Here is a 20,923-nt window from a genome sequence, read left to right as displayed (position 1 = left end):
AGGTACAAAGAAGGAATTAATTTATCTATATATAAAACTAATATCTATATTTGAAACACCATGGTAATATGAAATTAATTCCAAGTAAGGAGGTGAATAGATGGCGAAAACCATTGGTCTTATTTGTGGAAGTTTACGAAAGAATTCGTATAATAGAATGATTGCTGAGTCATTAACTACATTAGATGACTCGGCTCAATATCGCTGGATTGAAATAAGCAGCCTGCCTTTTTTTAATGAAGACTTAGAAGCTGACGGATCACCAGAGTCTGTCGCATCTTTTAGAGCTGCGATTCAAGATGTTGACGGCGTTATTATAGTTAGTCCAGAGTACAATTCAGGAATTCCAGGGGTATTAAAAAATGCCTTGGACTGGGCATCAAGACCTCGGACTTCTTCTGTTTTAAACAGAAAGCCGGTTGGTCTCATTGGAGCAACTCCAGGAGGCTTCGGTACGGCTTTTGCTCAAATGCAAACGAGAGAAGTACTGGAAGCTATGCAAGTCAACGTTTTACCATTTCAAAAAATGCTGATTTCGCAAGTTCATGAAAAAATTGATTCGCAACAAAAAGTACTAACCGATGAATCAACAAAACGTTATCTTCAGCGCTACCTACAGCAGTTCATTCATTGGATTGATCAAGCACCTGTTCCTGTTCTAGATTAAGAAAGAGAACACACCTCACGAACATTCACCTCAGAAATAGCTTTTCTTTCTATACATGTTTTACCTAACAGATCATAAATGAAATCCAAAAAACCGTTCAAATTATAGACCGCTTGTAAGTAATGGAAGAGGTACGTGTATCCTTACTTGCCTTAATTTAAGGAGGATTATAAAATGTCTGATCTTTACTCTCGCCTTTCAAAAGATGATGCTGCCGTGCTTTTAGTTGACCACCAAACGGGGCTTATTTCCGGCCTTGTACGTGACTATGGTGTTGATGAATTTAAAAACAACGTCTTGGCTCTTGGCGATACGGCTAAATTTTTTGATTTACCGGTTATTTTAACAACTAGTTTTGAAAATGGTCCCAACGGCCCGCTCATGCAAGAACTTGTTGATCTGTTTCCTGATGCGCCAAAAATAGCTCGTCCTGGACAAATTAACGCGTGGGACAACGAAGAGTTTGTTAAAGCCATTAAAGCGACTGGGAAAAAACAGCTGATTATCGCCGGGGTAGTGACAGATGTCTGCGTTGCTTTTCCTGCACTTTCTGCCATTAAAGCAGGCTACGAAGTGTTTGTTGTGACAGATGCTTCAGGGACGTTCAATAAGCAAGTAGCGGATGCAGCATTAACGCGTATGGCTCACGGGGGCGCACAGCTTATGAACTGGTTTAGCGTAGCGTGCGAGCTTCAGCGCGACTGGCGCAACGACGTTGAAGGTTTTGGCAATTTAATTTCTAGTCATCTTCCTGGTTATCAAAACTTAATGGGCAGCTATAGAGGAGCTCAGCGCGATTTCAGCAAGCAGAGTGTCTAACATAGCGGAGCTTCATTTTGCTATAGGTCGTTCTCTTTACATATAAGACATGAAAGTAGAATGGCATCTGTGGATCATTTATGTGACGGAGAAAACGTAACGACATAAGAGAAATTGTTAGATAGGTGAGCCGACTGATGAACAGCTGGCTCACCTATCTTTTACTACGCTACCTGTCATGAAGTATGCATCTCTTGTATATAAAATAAAGTACATTAACGACAGCTTGATAAATGATAGGAAGGGATGCGGAGTAGTGGAAGAAAAAAAAGTTACGTGGCTGGAGCTTTTTTATGATTTGTTGTTTGTGGCAGCCGTTGCGACTGCTACGCATGTTTTGCTTCACGTTGAACAAGGGTATATTCATGGAGAGTATTTGTTAAAGTTTGTACTGATCTTTATTCCGATATGGTGGGCGTGGACGGGACAAACGATGTTTATCAATCGATTTGGACAAGATTTTTTGCATCAGCGCATCTTTATGATTCTTCAAATGCTGTTTGTTCTTATCATGATCTCAAGCTTGTCCGTAGATTTTGACCAATATTACGTCTCTTTTCTAATTGGTTATATCGGACTAAGAGCGTTAACCGCTCTTCAGTATCTTATTGTTCAAAAATTTGAACAGAGTGAGAGAAAAAAAGTTGCTGTGTTTTTAGGAACATGTTTTGGAATTGGGATTTTCATCTCACTTCTTTCGCTCTTTTTTGATTCATGGGTCCGCTACGCCGTGTTATATACAGGAATTGCAGTGGATATGATTTTACCTATTTTAGGGCATAAGCGACTGGCGAAATTACCAACCAACACGGCTCATTTGTTAGAACGCTTTGCGTTACTAACATTAATTCTGTTTGGAGAATCCGTTGTCAGCATTCTTGCTGTGATACAGCCACAAAAAGGGGACTGGAATACCATTTTATTTTCGGTTATTTCATTTGTCCTGATCATCGCCATGTGGTGGCAGTACTTTGAGAATGTAGAAAAGAAAGTGAACAAGTCCATTCAAAGAGCGGGACAAACGATTATTTACGGACACTTACTTATCCTCATGTCTCTAAGCATGATTGCAGCATCGATCAAACTTATGTTTTTACACGAAGTTCAGTACACATTCAGCTTATATTTTGTATTCGGATCCGTGCTGCTTTACTTCATGGCAACCACTCTTGTTTTTCACCAGTATAGATTCGAAGAACATCGTTTGAAAGTGTATCATTTAGGCTTGTTTTTAGGAATTTTAGCTGTGTTTTTTATTATTAACTTACTTTTAGTCGTCCCGAGCACCCTCATCATAGGAGAGTTAGCCATCTTTTTTATTATCTACGCTAGGTTTACGACCACTTAACCAAATAAAGAACGACTATATAATGGAGGTAGCGAAATGGCAAAAATTAATGTAGGAACAGAAAATGAAGCACCTATTGAACTATACTATGAGGATCATGGGACAGGAAAGCCGGTTGTCTTAATTCACGGCTGGCCACTAAGCGGACGGTCTTGGGAATATCAAGTTCCGGCTCTTGTTGAGGCTGGATACAGAGTCATAACGTATGACCGCCGAGGATTCGGAAAGTCTTCTCAGCCATGGGACGGCTATGATTATGAAACATTCGCTGCTGATTTACATCAGTTGCTAGAACATTTGGATTTAACAAATGTGACACTAGTCGGGTTTTCAATGGGCGGCGGAGAAGTAGCTCGCTATGTAGGAACTTACGGAACTGATAGAGTAGAAAAAGCTGTATTTGCAGGAGCTGTACCACCATTTCTTTATAAGTCAGAAGATCATCCTGAAGGAGCATTAGATGATGCAGGAATTCAAGAATTTGAAAACGGCGTAAAAAATGATCGCTTAGCTTTTCTTGATAATTTTACAAAGACATTTTTTGGAGTTGAAGACGGAAATGACTTAGTCAGCGAACCATTTCGACTTTACAACCGGGATATTGCAGCAGCCGCATCGCCTAAAGGGACACTAGACTGCATAGCTGCTTTCAGCAAAACGGATTTCAGAGACGACCTAGCCAAGTTTACAATACCTACTCTTATTATTCACGGTGATGCAGACGAGATTGTTCCATTCGAATATAGCGGAAAGCGAACGCATGAAGCCATTTCTGATTCCAAGTTAGCCTTAATAAAAGGCGGTCCACACGGCTTAAATGCAACGCATGCACACGAATTTAACGAAGCGCTGCTGTCGTTTTTAAAAGACTAAGTATAAATGATTATTTTGTAGGTGAACATCTGACGTATGAATAGGAAAAAAGAAGTTACCAATATGGTTACTTCTTTTTTTGTTTTACGTGGTTAGGTATAGTAAGTGGAATTGCTTAACATCACTTTCTTTTCTTGATAGAAGATTTACCAATGTTTCTAGTATCTTTGGAAGTCTCAAAAATATATAGAATAATGACAGCTAAAAAGAACGTAATAAAAAGTCCAATATAGTGTTTTGCAGGTCCTCGTGAAACTCCTTGCGATTAAAGTCTTCCGGATCCTGAGAGGGAAGGAAGGTAGGAGATTTCATAAAGTCGGGAAATGGACTGAGAAATGAAAAATGCCCTCCATTTTCTACAACTATATGCTGAACTTTTTCCGCATCAGAAACGCTATTTAACACAAATTCCCCGTGAAAAGAAGGAGTAATCGTATCCTTTTCGCCTGTAATCATTAAAATAGGTATATTCACGTCTTCAAGGGCTCCTCTTTCCCTGAACCATCCGGTGGCTGGCGCTAAAAGAATAAGTGATTGAACACGCTTATCATGATCAACAGATAAACAATAAGGCTTTTGATCAAGAGATTCAGAAGGAAAAGAAGTGGGAACTCCACCTGCTACAGCAAGAGCCGTATATCCTCCCATTGAATGGCCAATAAGAGAAATATTATTTGATTTAATGTAGGAAGAAAATGAATGTTCCTTTAAAAACCAGTCGATTACAGTACGTATATGGGTAGGACGATTTTTTAGGTTATCTATTGTTCCAGACAGCGTATTATTCTCTCGATTATTAAACGGATGTTGAAGTACCCCTACAATAAAACCATTACGTGCTAAAAACTGAGCAATGGTTCGATAAGCAAGAGGCGTACTTCCATCGCCATGAGAAATAATGACTAAAGGAAATGGTCCATTTGAAAGTGGAGCATTTTGCGCAGCGCTTACCGTGTAAGGTCCCATCTTTTCAACTTGTTCTTCTTTATATGTAGGATACATAATAAGGAGAGGCAAGGCGTGTTCATTTGCTTGATCTTCTATATCTACGAATTGACATCCGGCATAAAATGACTGTCTTTCATGTTTTCTTATGTGCACTTATACTCCTCCTTGCTTTTAACAATCTTTATTATAACAAACTTATATATAAAATTTTTTTGATTTAGCTCTCCTGAAAAAGAGTAATTAACCTTTATTTTAACTATTCGTCGGGCTGTTTTTGTATCGATAAAGCACTTTATGATAACTAAATTTGTGCATGCACTTATATAATTAAGACAGTGATATTTATTAAGGGGGAAATAAAATGCATTGTTTAGAACCAAAAGATTATTACAAGATAAATAACATGTTAAAAGCGTCATTTAAGACTCCTACATTTGCTTTTTCTGTCGTTAATCATGTTATTCAAGGAGCTGTGTACGTAAATGATATGATGAGGCCATCATCAGGATTTCTTAGAATACGTGCAGGTGACTATTATGTATTTGGACAAGGCAATGACATGGTATTTAATAACTTTCTCTATCGTTATTTTGTTGAGAACGTGTATGGTAAGGAGAAGCGGTTTACGGTTTTTACTCCATCCACTGACTGGGAAACTTTCTTTGACGAAACTTTCAAAACGTATGTAAAGAAAATGACGCGTTCTAAGTATAGGTTTCTTCCTTCAAAAGTGCATTCTACGTACAGCCTGTCCAATCTTTATGAGTTAAAAGACTTTAACGCTGATTCTTTAATGGAAAGTGAGAATTTCAATGAATCATATATAGTGGAGTACTGGGGATCAGAGAATAATTTTCTGAAAAACGGATTAGGAGTTTGTCTTATCCATAAAGAAAATATCATCGCTGAATGTGTATCTATTTTTCATAGTGGAACAATAGCTGAAATCGATATTGTGACTAATCCTAACTATAGAGGACAAGGATTAGGAAAGATAGTTGGTCAGGCGTTTATAAATAAATGTTTAGAAAAGAATGTTATGGCTGCTTGGGATTGCGATAATAACAATAAAGCATCGAAAGTATTAGCCAATAAACTTGGGTTTTCTAATGAAGAGGATTACGCTTTATATGTATTAAAATGAAAAGAGAATGAGACATAAATGAATCAATACAATCTACAGATGAACGAATGGAATAGATGAGAGAATAGCTTGTTACACCGCGGTTGATTTCCGTGGGCTGGCGGTTACACTTCCGCTACTGCAGGTTCTCATCCATTCCATTCCTTTAGAGAGACCAAATCATTAATGATCATCCATCTATGTAACTACCTTTTAATAAAGCCATTTTTAAATAAATCGTACCATTCTTCTAGTTCTTTACCTTTTAAAACTTCTAATTTATTTAATATGTCTCTCGAAAATTCCAGTGCACCACTTCCATTAGCTGTGATTAAACAGCCATCACTAACAGATTGTTCCTCTATATAGTTTTTATCCCCCCGATAATTAGGTGCTCCTTCTTTTAGATAAGGTAACGAATTTCCTGTATGTTTATGCTGATCCAGAAATCCGTAATTCCCTAAAAAGGTAGTTGCATCACAAATTGCCGCAACGGGAATGTTATTTTCAAGACAAAAACTCACGAGTTTCTTTACCTGATGATTCTTTTCTTCTCTCCATCCAGTTCCCCCAGGAAGAAGTAACATTACAAATTCCAAGTTAAAAGAAAAGTCTTGTAAGCTGTAATCCGGAATCACAGTTAATCCTCCCATTGAAACTTTAGGATTTTTATCAATTGCAATTGTCTGAACTTGAAATCCTGTTTCTGGTTTATTTAACTCGGCGGTTACATAACTGGCTTCCCAATCAGCAAAACCATCTGTAATAAAGACCAATACTTTTTTCATTTATATGTCCTCTCTAAACCCTCATTAGAAATATAACCAAGTACATTATCAATATTCTAACTTAATGTATCATATTTTATATATTATATAAAATATAACATTATATGGATTTTTTAAATATACGTTTAAGGATATTTCTGATGACAGATAACATTTGATAAAATGTAACTATAAGGGAATAAGGGGCTTTTAAATGAAAAAAATTAAAGATTATATTATAGAAAATCCTCCATTGTATCCGGGACTATCATTCTTTATGATATTTGGAGGTCAATTTATTATTGGGTACATAAGAGAGAACGTTATTTCTCAAGCTCTTGCTTTAGTAGATAGAAGGTTAGGGAAAAGAACGCTGGAAGCTCTAAAGTACAATTCGGACGTGCACCCTTTAGTTATGCAATTTTATGAACTAAGATGTGAGGTTGAAAATATTAAGCCTAGTTAACAAAGGAAGGAGGCTACACTATGAAACCCGTAAATTTCTTTATTAAAGATATCAAAGAATTTCAATCCGCTAATAACAATCTAAAAAATATCTTCAACACAAATAAGGAATTGCCCCATCAAGTATTTAACCAAAGGTGTGATTATTACTTATTTGAAGAGTTCTACTGGGGCATGTGTGAGGAGTTTTGGCCTACTGTACAATATTTAACAAAAATCTTTAATGAAAAAGAAGTTACAGTTGCTATCTTAGATTCACATCCAACAGATTATTTTTATAAAGAGTTTGGCTATTTTAATTATTTGCAGCTTCCTACTTCTTTATCAAGTGAAGAGTATAGGAATGTCCTAGAAATTGGACCGGCGGACAGCCCTGCCGATGCTCCATACTATCATTCAGAGAAAGTTGTATGGTTTTCTTCTTCTAAGAAGTGGGCGATATGGGGAGAGCGGAGCTTAGATATATATGTCATAGGTTTTAATGAATCTGTTTTGTTAGACCATTTAATGAAATCACCATCTAAATGGTCGCATTTAAATGAAGATGTTGAAGATTTAATTGGCTTAAATTTTAGAAATATGACGCTTCCTCAAGATTTTAAAGACAGTTTATCAAAAAACTATGCTCATGATAGAGATAGTGGATCAGTACTATATTAATCTGTAAAAGGGATCAAACTCTCTATAACTATAAAAAATCCTTTGCTTCCAGAGCAGAGGTTTTTTTTAGGTGAATACGTTATTCTACGTGAGTGTTGATCTACGATAACGAAGATTTAATTACCTCTATAACATTCTTTTTTGTCTGACTCAAGTAACTTCTTTTTTCAGAAGAAATTAACAGCCCTATAGGCATCTCAGGGTCAAACCCTTGTACTTTAAACGGGATATTAGTTGGTTTTAAGCTGGTTCCTCTAGGGATAATCCCAACTGTATCTCCAAACATCATTTCTGGAATGAGGTGCAGGGCACTGCAGTTGTAGACTTGTTTAAAGGCTAAATTATTCTCGGATAAAAAGTGGTTGACGGATTGATAGTAATAGCAGCTATTTTCTCCTATTAAAATGGGATAGTGAATAATATCGGCTATTTCAACTGATTTTTGCTGTAGCAGCGGATGGTTAGGCGTATTCACAATAAATTCGATTTGTTCTTTACCAAGCGGAGTAAAAGTAAAGCCGGAAAGGTTCGTATTCTGTCCGCAAACAGCCAAATCCAGCTTATCTTGACGTAATAGTTCTGATAAAAGTGCCGTGTTTCCAATGGTAAAATCGCAGTGTATGTAAGGCTTTTCGTCATTTAAATAGCTTAATACAGCAGACATCAGATTTTGAGCAATCGATTCTGATAATCCGATTTTGATTATTCCTTTTTCCTCTTTGCTTATACGCTGCGCTTGAGAGATTGAATACTCCCAGTGCTTCAACAAGCTATCTACTTCTTCTACAAATAGTGTACCTTCCTTTGTTAATTTTGCTTCCCAGCCTCGTTCAAATAAAAGAAATCCAAGATCTTTTTCTAACTTTTTAATATGAACGGTGACGGTAGATTGAGCGTAGTTTAGTTTTTTTGCTGCAAGCGAAAACGTTCCTTCTGTCACAATTGCTTTAAACGTCGTTAATTCTTTAATTTCCACTTTCTAACCCCATCTCTATCGGTTTTTCCGATAATTATTAGACTTATTTTCAATTATACAAATGAAGAGTATGGAAGTACACTGAATATAGAAAGGAAGATGATAGATGCCATTTGTTAACGTTTATTATCCAGAATGTCAATTAAACGATAAGGAACTAAAAGAAGTAAGCAATTGTATTCATCAGTCTTTAATCCAACATTTTTACATCCCAAAAGACGATTATTTTCAACTGTTTTTACCATATCCATCTCAGCATTTTTTCTATGACTCACAGTACCTCTTAGAAAATGGAGAAAAAAGAACAAATCAAATGCTTTATATCTCCATTACATGTGGGCAGGGGAGAACGATTCAGCAGAAAAAGAAGCTGTATCAATCTATTGCAGAGGAGCTTTCCACTCACTTGAATATTTCTACAAACAATATTTTTATTACATTAAACGAGACACCTCTTGAAAACTGGTCATTTGGGCAAGGAATTGCACAAATGGTGAATCCAAAGGAGGAAAAATAAACATGAATAACCGTATTGAGTCCAAGCTGCTGGAAGAAATGAGAGATCTGGCTCCTGAATTTGTGAAGTATGGAGAAAATATCTTATTTGGAGAAGTGTGGAGAGACCCGACTTTAACATCAAAAGAAAGAAGTTTGAGTACACTTTCTGCTTTGATCAGCATTGGAAACACCGAACAGATGCCTTTTCATATGCAGTTGGCAAAAAAGAATGGAGTGACTGAAAAAGAAATGATTGCACTAATAACCCATATGGCTTTTTACGTGGGGTGGCCAAAGGCATCTGCAGCATTAAATTTAGCAGCAAAGCAATAATAAAAAATCAAAATTACGTTGAAAAATAAGGTAGGACGGTTAACCAGTAGCGGCATAGAAAGTGGAAAGACTACTTCCTATGATTCTTAGATTTTTGTATTATTTAGGTGTTTATGCTAAGTTATGGACATCCTTCTGTTATGTTAGAAAGGAGTGAATTCATATCTTAAAAATAGCAATTGCTTCAATCATTGCAGGTGTTTTGTTTAGTCTTTGTACAAAATTAGTGATGTATATAAGATGGTCAAAGCTGTTTGTAAAGACTAATGAAGATACTCATAAACCAATTAACTTTGTTCTTCAGGGGGCTTTATTTGCCGTTATTATGTTCATTATGTTTTTAATCGTAAAGCCTTTTACATAGGAATAATGCTATAGCTGGAGTAATCAATTACTAATCTTTCATATTTAGGAATAGGTTTTGTAGCTATTTTTCTATCTGCATTTTTGGTGAAGACGTTTGTTGCCAATGATACGCTATCTACTATTTTTTCAGTTTTGATTGCTGGTGTAGGAGCAGCAGCTATTTCTCACTTTCGCAGAAAATATAAGGAAAAATGAATTTAAACAGGGGCTGCAGTTAGTGTGGGGCTTAAAGCAACAATGCTTCATTTCATGTGACGGACTGGTAAAGAAATAGAAAAAGCTCCCTTTCATAAGGGAGCTTTAAAAGATTTTACTTAATCCATTGAAATTCTTTTAAAGGCCAATAAGCTAATTTGGCTTTTCCTACGATTTTGTCTACGGAGATTGTTCCTACTTTAGGTGATCTGCTATCTAAGCTGTACATTCTATTATCTCCCATGACAAATAATTGACCCTTTGGAACGGTTTTGCTGCCTGTATAATCTTTAAGTTTAAAATCCTCAGTTAATGGGCCTGTTGCTATTTCTTTTTTATATTGGTCTAGATAAGGCTCTTCATATTTTTTACCGTTTATATATAGCGTGTCATTGCGATATTCTATATGATCACCAGGTAAACCAATTACTCTTTTAATATAGTCTTTTTCCTTTGTAGCATGAAAAACGATAATATCAAATCTTTTTATATTATTTACTTTATTTTTACCTACTTCATTAAGAATAATGTGTTCACTGTCTTTTAAAGTCGGCATCATCGATTCACCGTCTACTACTATAGGTGTGAATAGGTACTCTCTTACCACAAAAGCAAGAATACAGGCAATAATAATGGATTTAATCCACGAAAAAATCTCTTTCTGTTTCAATTTAAAACTCCTCTACAACCGTAATACATGTTTAAAATTATAACACAATATATAGAAATGAACCTTTAATTTAACAATTGAAGATTTTATATGCTAGTTACGATAATTAACGTTTTCGGAAAACACCCAAAAAACGAGCTCGTATGGAAAAAGAGTTTAGAGTAGAGCCGATTTTCTAAGATTTGGAGTTTTCTGTACATCGCTGATAGATTAAAATTTTAATCGGTAGAATCAGCTAACAAAATGTATAACTTAGGTTTTAGGGATGTGTTCTTGCAGGAAAATATAGTTTTTGTCGGAAGAATATACTATAATTCATAATGAAACAAATCTATATTAAATTCCTCTTAAAAGCTACCTTCTCTGACAATCTGAGGTGGCTTTTACGTTTGTTTTTTTTACATAAAGGGCTTTACTAATCCTAGATGTAAAATTAAGTTTGCTATTTAAAAGGAGTATGACTATGAGCAAGTATGATGAAAAAGATTTTGAAAAAATTGCGCTCCAAATGCAGAAGCAAGTCAAAGAAGATCCAAACAACGTACAGCTAAGAAATGAGCTAGCTATCGTTTTTATGGAAATAAATCAGTATGAGGATGCTTTTTTTCAACTACAAACTGCTGCTGAAATAAAACCTTCTGTTCAAACCCTTTATAATTTAGGCTATTTTTATTTTGCAGAAGGCAAACCAATTATAGAAGACATAGGATCAGGAAGTTTTGAAGAAGATGCAGAAGAGGAAGAAATGTCTTATACATGGGAAATAGCAGATAAAGAAGCATTTGATATAGTAGAAGATTTATTGAAAAACAAACCAAGGCATTATTTTCCCTATAACGTAATGGGTGAAATGTATATTAAAAAAGAAAAGTATGAAGAAGCGATAGGCATATTAGAAGAAGCTATAGGCATATTAGAAGAAGCTATCACTTTAACCCCGTCACTAGAAAATCTAAATAATCTTGGGTTATGTTACTACAAAAAAGGAAGGTTACCTGAAGCAGCGGAATGTTTTCGTAAAGCGCACTTACTGCGATCTTCTAACAACTATAGTTTGTTTCCGTTCCTTAGCTACGGAATTTGTCTAGCGAATTTGGGAAGGAAATCAGAAGCAAAAGAAGCTGCAAAAGAATTACTGCTGCTGAGTGAAAAAGAGGAAGAGGAATTAGAAGCTGATATAGCAGAGATATATTATATTCTAGAGGATTACGAAGAGGTTATTAAAATCTACTCAAAGCTAGATTGGAGATTTTATTCAGAAGAATTCTTTCTGACTTATTTTTATTCGTTATGGAAGCTTTCAAAAACACAAGAAATTGAAGAACTTGCTTCTAAGACTATTCAAAGAAAAGAAAAAGACATGAAAGAAGTTCTTCAAGATCCAGAAGAGGAAGAAGAGTTTAAGATAGAATGCGAAGAAGTAACAAAAGAAGATATTGCTTTCATTAAAAATACGGTTAAAGAAGTGTATTGGGGAAAAGCTCCTGTTGTAAGGTATGAACCTACGTTGGAAACTCGCTGTTATTTGTATGGCTGCTTTAGACATACAGATGTAAACCCCAGCTATTTTTCTATATAAAATGGTACAAATTACAAATTTTTTAGAATGAATACACAAAATGATTAAGTGAAGAAGGTTTTATATGAATGAAGTTTGGATTGAAGAAGAACATTTGAACGATGATTTTTATAAAATGGTAGAGTTTAAAATAAAGCAGATGTTATAATGCGGCTATCGTTCGTACTCGAATATGCACGAATGAACCCTTATAAAAAGCAATATCAGACAAACGAGGTTGCTTTTTTATTTTCTGATACTTGTCATACAAATTTTACTTTTTATCTTCACACACAGAAAAGTTTGTGATACAATTCACATGTGAAGATATCCATAAGGATCTAACACACTCTTGAATGTAAAGTAGAAAAAGCTATTTCACTCCGATGCCAATACGATTGAAATAGCTTTTTTTGCGTTCAAATGATAGATGCGAAAAAATTGTTAGCATCATAATAGGGGAAGTTTATTTCTCGATTCTAACTAATGTTTTTTCAGGCATTTCAATAGCATCTATATCAAAATAATGGATGTTTAAAGTTAGTTCTCCTTCTCGCTCTTCATTTTCTTCTCCTATCCAACAACTATACAATTCAAAAAAATCTCCTGATTTAAGATAGTGATCCATCAATTGACACAGTGCAAGTAGTTTCTCTTTTGATTCTTTCAGTCTGCTTTTATTCATATATTCCGTAATTTCAATTCCCCAGTCACTTGATACTTCAGAAACATAAGGAGTAGTAAAATGATTTTTTTTTATGTTTAATCGATGCATTTCATCTGAAAAGCAGCTTCCAATAGTAACTACATCATCCAGTTCATCATTAATAGGTAATTCTACATTCGAACCTATATAGGTGGCTAAACTCATTTGTATGCACTCCTTTTCCCATCTGAATAATCTATTACATTTCATAGAATTAACCTGATAAAAACCTACCTAGTATGAGCAAAAAGGTTTTCCATAAATTTTATTATAGATGATCAGGTTTTATTCAAGCTTGACTATTATTCTATTTAATATAAATAGAATTTTTATTATTATTATTCAGCCTATTTTAAATAAAATAAAAAAAACACTTGATAATTTGTATGCGTTTTCATATTATAAGTAAAAAGGTAGTAACTTTTTTAAAAACGTTGTGATGTTATGAAGAGGGAGGTGATTTTAGTATCAACCTAGAGGAGATTATAAGTTTGGAAGTGAATCAAAATTGTAATCTCCTATGTGATGCATCTTTAATGTGAAGTCTTAAAATGTGTTAAACAAAGGGGGAGAACTTATGGAACAGCCATTGGTTCAAAATGTAGAACATTCAATTAATACACCTAAGAAACTAAGACTTAAAGAGAAGGTTGCTTATGGGTTAGGAGATGTAGGAAATAACTTTTTGTTAGACTTGGGTCAAATTTATTTGCTGAAGTTTTATACCGACGCGTTAGGCTTGCCTTCTGCAACAGCAGGTTTAGTGTTTTTGATTACAAAAATTTGGGATGCGTTCGCTGATATTACAGTAGGTACTTGGATTGATAATCGTAAGAAAATAGGCCCTAAAGGCAAATTTAGACCATTCTTTCTTTATGCTGCGATACCACTTGCTTTGATAACGATAGTCAGCTTTACTAATCCCGATTTTTCACTAACCGGAAAAATTATATGGGCATATGTAACGTATATGGCATTTGGAACTATTTATAGCATTTCAAATATTCCTTATGGATCAATGGTACCTGCGATGACAAAAGATCCTGTTGAAAGAGCAGAAATGGCATCATTTAGACAAGCAGGCTCAAATTTAGGCCTTCTTATTACAACTGTAGGGTTTATGCCTATTGTCTTAATGTTTAATAATGAATCTACTGGTTATTTGGTAGCTGTATCTATTTTTGCCTTTTTGGGCGTTTTATTACAAGTCTATTGTTATGCGAATGTAAAAGAAAGATATGTGCATGAAAAACCAAAAGATACAAATATAAAGCTGACTGACAGCTACAAAGGGCTTTTTAAGAATACACCTTTACTAATTCTTTGTTTAGTTAATTTGTTTACCTTTTCAGCTTTTAACGTCAAGCTTGCTGTACAAGTCTATTTTTGTCAGTATGTATTAAAAAACGTAGCAATCGTTCCTTATATGGGCTTTTTCAGTATTGGTTGTGTATTTATCGGCGTAGCAATGGTTCCTTTCATGGTCAAAAGGATTGGAAAGAAGTCTACGTACATATTAGGCTGCGCAATTTGGGCTGTAGGAGATATTTTAGCTTATGTTTTTGCAGATAATGCAGTGATTTTTATTACATTAGCCTGCTTTGCTTTCTTCGGAAGCTCATTTGTAAATAGTTTGAACTGGGCATTAGTTTCTGATGCTGTAGAATACGGTGAATGGAAAACTGGCAATAGATCGGAAGGTGTCGTGTATTCTTTCTTTACTTTCTTCCGTAAACTTTCTCAAGCGCTTGCAGGCTTTATTCCTGGTGTTGTGTTAGGGATAGTGGGTTACGTTCCAAATGCGGTGCAGAATGCAAATGTGCTACAAGGAATTAGAGGGTTAATGTTTATTTATCCAAGTACATTAGCTATTGCAACGATTATTGTAATGTTTTTCTTTTATAAACTTTCAGATGATAAATACAATAAAATCGTATTAGATCTTGCTAAGGGAAAAAATAAAATACCAATGTAAAAGATAGGTAAAATGAACGAAATGCAAAATTAATTTAACAATCTAGCAAAAAGTACTTGAAATATTGGTGGCGTTTTCATATTATGAATGCAAAGGTTATTACAAATAATAAAAAGGTTATTATCTTTCAGAGATAATAGTCACTTAACTGGAGGTATAAAGATGAAGTATTTTTTAGATAGTGCCATTTTAGAGGAAATTCGTTACGCATATGAAAATTGGGCAATTGATGGGGTTACAACAAACCCTCGTCACATTATGAATAGTGGTAAACCATTCTTAACGGTTTTAGATGAATTTGCAAGTGAGTTTAAAGGAGTCGAAAATTTCCCAATTTCAGTGGAAATTAATCCTCACTTGGATAATGCCAAGGATATGGTAGAAGAAGGGACAAAGATTGCTAAGTTATCGTCAAACTTTGTTATTAAAATTCCATGCACAGAACCTGGTTTAATTGCAGCAAAGGAATTTGAAAAAGAAGGTATTTCTACTAACGTCACTCTTGTCTTCTCGCCATCACAAGCACTTCAGCCTGCAAGAATTGGTGCTAAATTTGTATCTCCATTTGTAGGTTGGAAAGAAAATAGCGGGGACGATACAACTCAATATATTCAGGATATTGTGAATATCTATAAAAACTACGATTACAACACAGAAATCATTGTTGCTGCTTTACGTAATGGTAAACAAATTGTAGATGCGGCAAAAGCTGGTGCGCATATTGTGACTTGCGGATTTGATGTATATAAAGAAAGTTTCCAGCATGCGTTCACAGACTATGGATTAAACAAATTCCGTAATGCTTGGGATAATACAGTCACAGAAGCTCCTGTTTTAAAATAAACATATGTATTTTATAAAAGGCGCCTCTTAGAATCTTATTATCTTCTTGGAGGGGCTTTTTATATAGCAAAAGGAGAGAAGAAAACGTTGAGCAGCTTTCAATACATGAAAGACTTAAATAAACATATACCTTTTTATCATATAGAGGATAGCAAATTTAAACATTATGGAAAGGTAATAAACGAGTATGATTTCAATGAACTAGAAACATATATGGATAGTTTAACTATTCCTCAAGATCAGAATATATATGTAGCATCCATCACGGAGATGGAAAATACCATTATTAAGAACCAACTTCAAGAAGCTTTTTATGGTGATATGCCTATTCAAATTGGATATTGTAATGGTCCTAATTCAACCTTAAATGGCCTTGAGTATCATAAAAGCAGTGAAATCAACATCGCTATAACAGATATGGTTCTTTTATTAGGCAAGGTACAAGAAGTTGAAGATAACTTTTTTAATTCAAACGATGTAATCGCTTTCTTTATACCTAAAGGAACAGCAGTTGAGTTATATAGTACGACATTACATTTTGCTCCTTGCAAAGTAAATAATGAAGGATTTAAAGCAATCGTCATTTTACCTAAAGGAACAAATGATCCTTTATCAACCAATATTCAAAAAAGAACAAAAGAAGATGAGCTGTTGTTTATGAAAAATAAATGGTTAATTGCTCATTCTGAAAGAGAGCAATTAATCAATAAAGGTGCACATCCAGGTATAAAAGGAGAAAATATTAAAGTTTATCAATAGAGCGCATGAATGTTAGACAAAAGACTAAGCTCTATTAATTGATGGGAGAGATAAAAATGTCAGGTACCTTAAACGTAACTAAAGGGGTAAATGTGGAGATCTTACAAGATGGATTTGAAGTTGCTCTTAACGGCGTAGCTCTACTTCAGCATACAATACAAAAACCAATGTTATTTATTGGTTATGGAGAAGAAACGATTGAAATGTACAGAGGGAACTTTGATATTAAAGATTATGTTACTGAACGTACAGCTCTTCGGTACGCAAATGTGGAAGAAATAGAAGGCGCATATAAAATAGATTTCTCTAACTTTAAAAATGGAGATCATATGCTCTCTCTTATAGTTAAAGAAGAAGAGAATCGGCTAAAAGTAGAATACCAAAAACACGATGCGAACATTAACCGCTTTTGGTTACGAGTAGCTGCAGATAAACAAGAGAAAGTCTATGGATGCGGAGAACAACTTTCTCATTTTAATATGAGAGGGAAAAACTTTCCTTTATGGACATCTGAGCCGGGTGTAGGAAGAAACAAACAGACATATGTAACATGGCAAGCTGATGTAATTGATAAGGCTGGAGGAGACTACTATAATACCAACTTTCCTCAGCCTACATATGTATCTAGTAAAAAGTACTATTGTCATGTTGAAACAACTGCATACGCGGACTTTGACTTTCGTAATGAGACATTCCATGAACTGCAGGTTTGGGAAGTACCTAAATATATGCTGTTTGAAACGGCGGATACGTACCTTGAATTAGTTGAAAAAATTACAGGGTTATTCGGAAGACAGCCCGAGCTACCAGACTGGGTATATAACGGTGTGGTTTTAGGCATTCAAGGTGGTACAGATGTTGTTGAGCAAAAATTAGAAAAAGTTTTAGCAAAAGGTATGAAAGTATCTGGAGTATGGTGCCAAGACTGGCAGGGCAAACGTATTACCTCTTTCGGCAAACGTTTAATGTGGAATTGGAAATGGAACGAGAGTGAATATCCGGAGTTAGATAAAAAAATTGCAGAGTGGAAAGAAAATGATATTCGTTTTCTAGGTTACATTAATCCATATGTAGCCATTGAAGGTGATTTATATAAGGAAGCTGAAGATAAAGGATACTTAGCATTAAATACGGAAGGAAATACGTATTTAGTGGATTTCGGTGAATTTTATTGCGGAGTTGTTGATTTTACCAACGAAGAGGCTACTGAATGGTATAAACAAGTTATTAAAGAGAACATGATTAATTTTGGATTAGATGGATGGATGGCTGACTTTGGCGAATACTTGCCAACTGACGTTGTGCTCAAAAATGGAGTCGACGCTAAGATTATGCACAATGCTTGGCCGACAATGTGGGCAAAAGCGAACTATGAAGCAGTATCAGAAGCAGGGAAACTTGGTGAGGTTGTATACTTTATGCGTGCCGGATATACGGGCATACAAAAATACTGTACGCTTCTTTGGGGCGGAGATCAAAGTGTAGATTGGTCGCTGGATGATGGTTTAGCTTCCGTTATTCCTGCAGCTTTATCATCAGGAATGATTGGTTGCGGCTTACACCATAGTGATATTGGAGGCTATACAAGCTTACATGGCAATAAACGTTCGAAAGAGCTGCTGATGAGATGGGCAGAAATGGGAGCCTTCACGCCTATGATGAGAACACATGAAGGAAATCGTCCGGATGATTGTTTCCAGTTTGACGGTGATGAAGAAACATTAGAACATTTAGCAAGAATTTCTAATGTTTATGTAACGATGGCACCTTATATTAAATCGCTTGTAGAAGAGAATGCTCGACGAGGAATTCCTGTTCAGCGACCTTTGTTTATGCACTATGAAGAAGATGAAAAAACATATGATATTCAATACCAATATTTATTTGGTGAAGATGTACTTGTTGCGCCGGTTCATCAAGAAAACCAAACAGAGTGGGAAGTATATTTACCAGAAGATCAGTGGGTCCATGTATGGAGTGGTGAAGAGTACACAGGAGGATCGGTTACTGTTCAGGCGCCATTAGGTTATCCACCTGTATTTTACCGTAAAAAATCTATTTGGAGTGAGTTGTTTTCTAAACTAATTCACATCTAATTTAAAAGCTATTTATATAAGAAATGTAGTCAAACGGAAAAATAGTGTTGATAAAGGTAATTATGTATTTTAAAATGGTTATAACAAATAGTTTTATGACAAGGGGAACTCTATATGCAAAATACAACAGTTTTATATGTGCCTATAGGTAGAAAAACATTTGATATTGAAGCAGCTGAAATTTATCGTCAAAAAAGTATGGAGTGGCTGAAAGGTAACTGCAGTACTGTGATTGCGCCGGAGCAAATTATAACTTCAGTTGAAGAACTACAGGGGTTTCTTGATTCAGTTAAAGGGGATAAGATTGATACCGTTTTATACCAAAGCGTTACATTTGCCGATGGTGAATTTATGGTTAAGATATTGGAGTATTTTAAACAGCCTGTAATTGTTTGGTCAGTACGTGAGCCAAGTGTAGGTGGACGTTTACGTTTAAACTCGCTAACAGGTGGAAATAGCACCAGTAATGTGCTGCGCAACCACCAGCATCCGTTTGCGTTTGTATTCGGAAATCCAGATGAGAAAGCTTTGCAGGATCGTCTATCAAGACAAATTAACGTTATGCGCGTGCTAAAAGCATTAAATGAGTTAAAAATTGGGGTAGTGGGAGATTATCCACCAGGATTCTTTTTTCAGCAGCTAACGAAGAAGAATTAAAAAGCGCACTTGGCGTAACTCTTCATAAGATGGATTTACAAGAAGCGTTTAAAGAGTGTGTAAAGCTTCCAGAACAAGAATGGATAGGTGAAGTTGAGCGGGCAGAAAAGCAGGTGATTGGTCTAAATCGAAATGATGAAACCGTTACTAAATTTGCTCAATTTTCCACATATATTAAAAAGCACATTCAACGTGAAGAGTTAGATGCACTAGCTATGCGATGCTGGCCAGATTTCTTTAATGATTTAGGAGCTGCTCCGTGCTCAACGCTATCTCAGTTTACTGAGGATGGAATGGTAACATCCTGTGAGTCGGATATTCACGGATCAATCTCAATGTTTATCCTGCGTGAGTTAGCGGGTGGAAATGCACCTTACCTTGGAGATTTAGTTCACATAGACGAAGAAAAAAACTCCGTTGTTTTTTGGCACTGCGGTGCAGGGGCATATTCACTTGCCAACCCTTCTACTGGAGCAACAGCAGGGGTGCATCCTAACAGAAAAATCGGTTTTGCGATGGATTTTGGATTAAAAGCAGGAGAAGTAACGATCTTCAGGGTAAGTCATACACCTGACGGGTATCGTCTTCTAGTGATGAAAGGAAATGCATTAGATGTAGAGCAGCCTTTTACAGGTACTTCTGTAGAAGTTGAGTTAGCGACAAATGCATCAGACACACTTTATGAACTTATGCACGCGGGGTATGAACCTCATTTTGCACTAGTTTATGGTGATGTGACAGAACACCTAATTGAACTAGGACGTATGCTTAACTTAGAAACAAAGGTCTATGTATAAGAAGATTGTATTTCTCTGCTACAGTAAAAGTTAGCCAATACTATATAATAATACCAAACGCTAACTTAAAAGGAGTTTGAGAACATGAAAGATACAATAGGTTCTAATAAAAATATCGCGCTTTATCTTCAAGTAAAAGATGTCTTAATTAAACGTATACAAGAGAAAATTTGGAAACCCAATACGTTAATTCCAACAGAACAAGAATTAATGCAAGAATTTGATGTAAGCCGTACTACATTAAGACAAGCTATTTCTATGTTAGTACAGGATGGACTGTTAGAAAAAAAACAAGGCAGGGGAACAATTGTAAAGCCTCAGCCTCTGATTGGCGGCAGCTTAGGCAAGCTCAAAGGACTAGCAGAAGAAGTAGCAGAAAAAGGACTAACGCCGAACTCAAAACTCATTCGGACTGATTTTAAAAAAGATTTATATCATGAAACTTCCATGCTGGAATTGGACGCTGGAGAAGAGGTTTTAGTCATTGAACGAATTCGTTTTGCCGATGAGGTACCTATTGCGATTGAACGTTCTTGCTGGCCTATGCATATTGGGAAAATACTAGTTGAACAAGATTTAAATAGTGCAAAATTTTATGAAGTACTAGAAGAGAATGAAATCTTCTTAAAACGAGCTAAAGAGAAGGTATCTGCTATTAATGCAACGATTTATGAAGCAGATCTGTTAGGCATACGGGGCGGAGAAGCTTTACTTGAAATGACAAGAGTAAGTTACGGTTTTGATGATAAGCCACTTGAATTTACGGTAACAAAATATCGCAGTGACAAATATCATTACAATATTGAACTTACAAGATAAAATGC

Annotated in this window: 22 protein-coding genes; 17 read left to right on the top strand and 5 right to left on the bottom strand. The window is 35.5% G+C overall.

Features of this window, described 5'->3' with window-relative positions; genetic code table 11:
- The first annotated feature begins 100 nt into the window (after positions 1-100).
- The 4 genes from Q5794_RS18860 (at position 101) to Q5794_RS18845 (ending at position 3,707) form a co-directional block, all read left to right on the top strand.
- The gene (locus tag Q5794_RS18860) at positions 101-667 is read left to right on the top strand and encodes an NADPH-dependent FMN reductase (protein ID WP_374988301.1); all 567 of its coding nucleotides are present in this window, start codon (positions 101-103) and stop codon (positions 665-667) included.
- 174 nt (positions 668-841) lie between these two features.
- A complete protein-coding gene (ycaC, locus tag Q5794_RS18855) occupies positions 842-1,486 on the top strand; it encodes an isochorismate family cysteine hydrolase YcaC (protein WP_098621311.1) in 645 nt (214 codons plus the stop codon).
- Positions 1,487-1,742: 256 nt separating this feature from the next.
- On the top strand, positions 1,743-2,834 hold the full coding sequence (locus Q5794_RS18850) for a low temperature requirement protein A (protein WP_193421800.1): 1,092 nt from the start codon (positions 1,743-1,745) through the stop codon (positions 2,832-2,834).
- A gap of 36 nt (positions 2,835-2,870) precedes the next feature.
- Positions 2,871-3,707, top strand: coding sequence for an alpha/beta fold hydrolase (locus Q5794_RS18845; protein ID WP_192994966.1), 837 nt, complete (start codon positions 2,871-2,873; stop codon positions 3,705-3,707).
- Between the two features lie 201 nt (positions 3,708-3,908).
- On the opposite strand, the gene Q5794_RS18840 is transcribed toward Q5794_RS18845, so the two are convergent.
- On the bottom strand, positions 3,909-4,808 hold the full coding sequence (locus Q5794_RS18840; protein WP_328246495.1) for an alpha/beta hydrolase: 900 nt from the start codon (positions 4,806-4,808) through the stop codon (positions 3,909-3,911).
- Between the two features lie 208 nt (positions 4,809-5,016).
- Here Q5794_RS18840 and Q5794_RS18835 point away from each other — a divergent pair, with 208 nt between their 5' ends.
- A complete protein-coding gene (locus tag Q5794_RS18835; RefSeq protein WP_374988300.1) occupies positions 5,017-5,799 on the top strand; it encodes a GNAT family N-acetyltransferase in 783 nt (260 codons plus the stop codon).
- A 185-nt stretch (positions 5,800-5,984) separates the two neighbouring features.
- Here Q5794_RS18835 and Q5794_RS18830 read toward each other — a convergent pair whose 3' ends face one another.
- Positions 5,985-6,566, bottom strand: coding sequence for a type 1 glutamine amidotransferase family protein (locus tag Q5794_RS18830; RefSeq protein ID WP_214987252.1), 582 nt, complete (start codon positions 6,564-6,566; stop codon positions 5,985-5,987).
- A gap of 193 nt (positions 6,567-6,759) precedes the next feature.
- Here Q5794_RS18830 and Q5794_RS18825 point away from each other — a divergent pair, with 193 nt between their 5' ends.
- Positions 6,760-7,011 carry a hypothetical protein gene (locus Q5794_RS18825; protein ID WP_192995475.1) on the top strand — a complete coding sequence of 84 codons (252 nt, stop codon included), beginning with the start codon at positions 6,760-6,762 and terminating at the stop codon, positions 7,009-7,011.
- 20 nt (positions 7,012-7,031) lie between these two features.
- Entirely contained in the window at positions 7,032-7,670 is a 639-nt protein-coding gene (locus tag Q5794_RS18820) for a hypothetical protein (protein WP_214987251.1), read from the top strand.
- A gap of 100 nt (positions 7,671-7,770) precedes the next feature.
- On the opposite strand, the gene Q5794_RS18815 is transcribed toward Q5794_RS18820, so the two are convergent.
- Complete coding sequence (locus Q5794_RS18815) at positions 7,771-8,646, bottom strand: LysR substrate-binding domain-containing protein (RefSeq protein ID WP_374988299.1); 876 nt, start codon at positions 8,644-8,646, stop codon at positions 7,771-7,773.
- A gap of 106 nt (positions 8,647-8,752) precedes the next feature.
- Here Q5794_RS18815 and Q5794_RS18810 point away from each other — a divergent pair, with 106 nt between their 5' ends.
- On the top strand, positions 8,753-9,163 hold the full coding sequence (locus Q5794_RS18810) for a tautomerase family protein (protein WP_057234427.1): 411 nt from the start codon (positions 8,753-8,755) through the stop codon (positions 9,161-9,163).
- A 2-nt stretch (positions 9,164-9,165) separates the two neighbouring features.
- A complete protein-coding gene (locus Q5794_RS18805; protein WP_374988298.1) occupies positions 9,166-9,477 on the top strand; it encodes a carboxymuconolactone decarboxylase family protein in 312 nt (103 codons plus the stop codon).
- 676 nt (positions 9,478-10,153) lie between these two features.
- Here the strand turns inward: Q5794_RS18805 and lepB are convergent.
- Positions 10,154-10,708 carry a signal peptidase I gene (gene lepB, locus Q5794_RS18800; protein WP_374988297.1) on the bottom strand — a complete coding sequence of 185 codons (555 nt, stop codon included), beginning with the start codon at positions 10,706-10,708 and terminating at the stop codon, positions 10,154-10,156.
- Positions 10,709-11,171: 463 nt separating this feature from the next.
- Between lepB and Q5794_RS18795 the strand changes: the two genes are divergently transcribed.
- Positions 11,172-12,287, top strand: a complete 1,116-nt coding sequence (locus Q5794_RS18795) for a tetratricopeptide repeat protein (protein ID WP_374988296.1) — start codon at positions 11,172-11,174, stop codon at positions 12,285-12,287.
- A 445-nt stretch (positions 12,288-12,732) separates the two neighbouring features.
- Here Q5794_RS18795 and Q5794_RS18790 read toward each other — a convergent pair whose 3' ends face one another.
- Positions 12,733-13,137, bottom strand: coding sequence for a hypothetical protein (locus tag Q5794_RS18790; RefSeq protein WP_214987247.1), 405 nt, complete (start codon positions 13,135-13,137; stop codon positions 12,733-12,735).
- Between the two features lie 412 nt (positions 13,138-13,549).
- Here Q5794_RS18790 and Q5794_RS18785 point away from each other — a divergent pair, with 412 nt between their 5' ends.
- The 7 genes from Q5794_RS18785 (at position 13,550) to Q5794_RS18755 (ending at position 20,918) form a co-directional block, all read left to right on the top strand.
- Positions 13,550-14,947, top strand: coding sequence for an MFS transporter (locus Q5794_RS18785; RefSeq protein ID WP_215054710.1), 1,398 nt, complete (start codon positions 13,550-13,552; stop codon positions 14,945-14,947).
- A 162-nt stretch (positions 14,948-15,109) separates the two neighbouring features.
- Positions 15,110-15,790: a transaldolase family protein gene (locus tag Q5794_RS18780; protein WP_016766295.1), complete on the top strand. Its 681-nt coding sequence runs from the start codon at positions 15,110-15,112 to the stop codon at positions 15,788-15,790.
- Between the two features lie 87 nt (positions 15,791-15,877).
- Complete coding sequence (locus Q5794_RS18775) at positions 15,878-16,549, top strand: DUF4867 family protein (RefSeq protein ID WP_214987245.1); 672 nt, start codon at positions 15,878-15,880, stop codon at positions 16,547-16,549.
- Between the two features lie 56 nt (positions 16,550-16,605).
- On the top strand, positions 16,606-18,645 hold the full coding sequence (locus Q5794_RS18770; RefSeq protein WP_374988295.1) for an alpha-glucosidase: 2,040 nt from the start codon (positions 16,606-16,608) through the stop codon (positions 18,643-18,645).
- A 114-nt stretch (positions 18,646-18,759) separates the two neighbouring features.
- Positions 18,760-19,302, top strand: coding sequence for a hypothetical protein (locus tag Q5794_RS18765; RefSeq protein WP_374988294.1), 543 nt, complete (start codon positions 18,760-18,762; stop codon positions 19,300-19,302).
- 29 nt (positions 19,303-19,331) lie between these two features.
- Positions 19,332-20,099: a hypothetical protein gene (locus tag Q5794_RS18760; protein ID WP_374988293.1), complete on the top strand. Its 768-nt coding sequence runs from the start codon at positions 19,332-19,334 to the stop codon at positions 20,097-20,099.
- A gap of 84 nt (positions 20,100-20,183) precedes the next feature.
- Complete coding sequence (locus Q5794_RS18755) at positions 20,184-20,918, top strand: GntR family transcriptional regulator (RefSeq protein ID WP_057234450.1); 735 nt, start codon at positions 20,184-20,186, stop codon at positions 20,916-20,918.
- Positions 20,919-20,923 lie beyond the last annotated feature (5 nt).

The organism is Priestia megaterium (genome assembly GCF_041941685.1).
GTDB classification, from domain to species: Bacteria; Bacillota; Bacilli; order Bacillales; family Bacillaceae_H; genus Priestia; species Priestia megaterium_C.
This window is presented reverse-complemented; position numbering and strand designations above follow the sequence as displayed.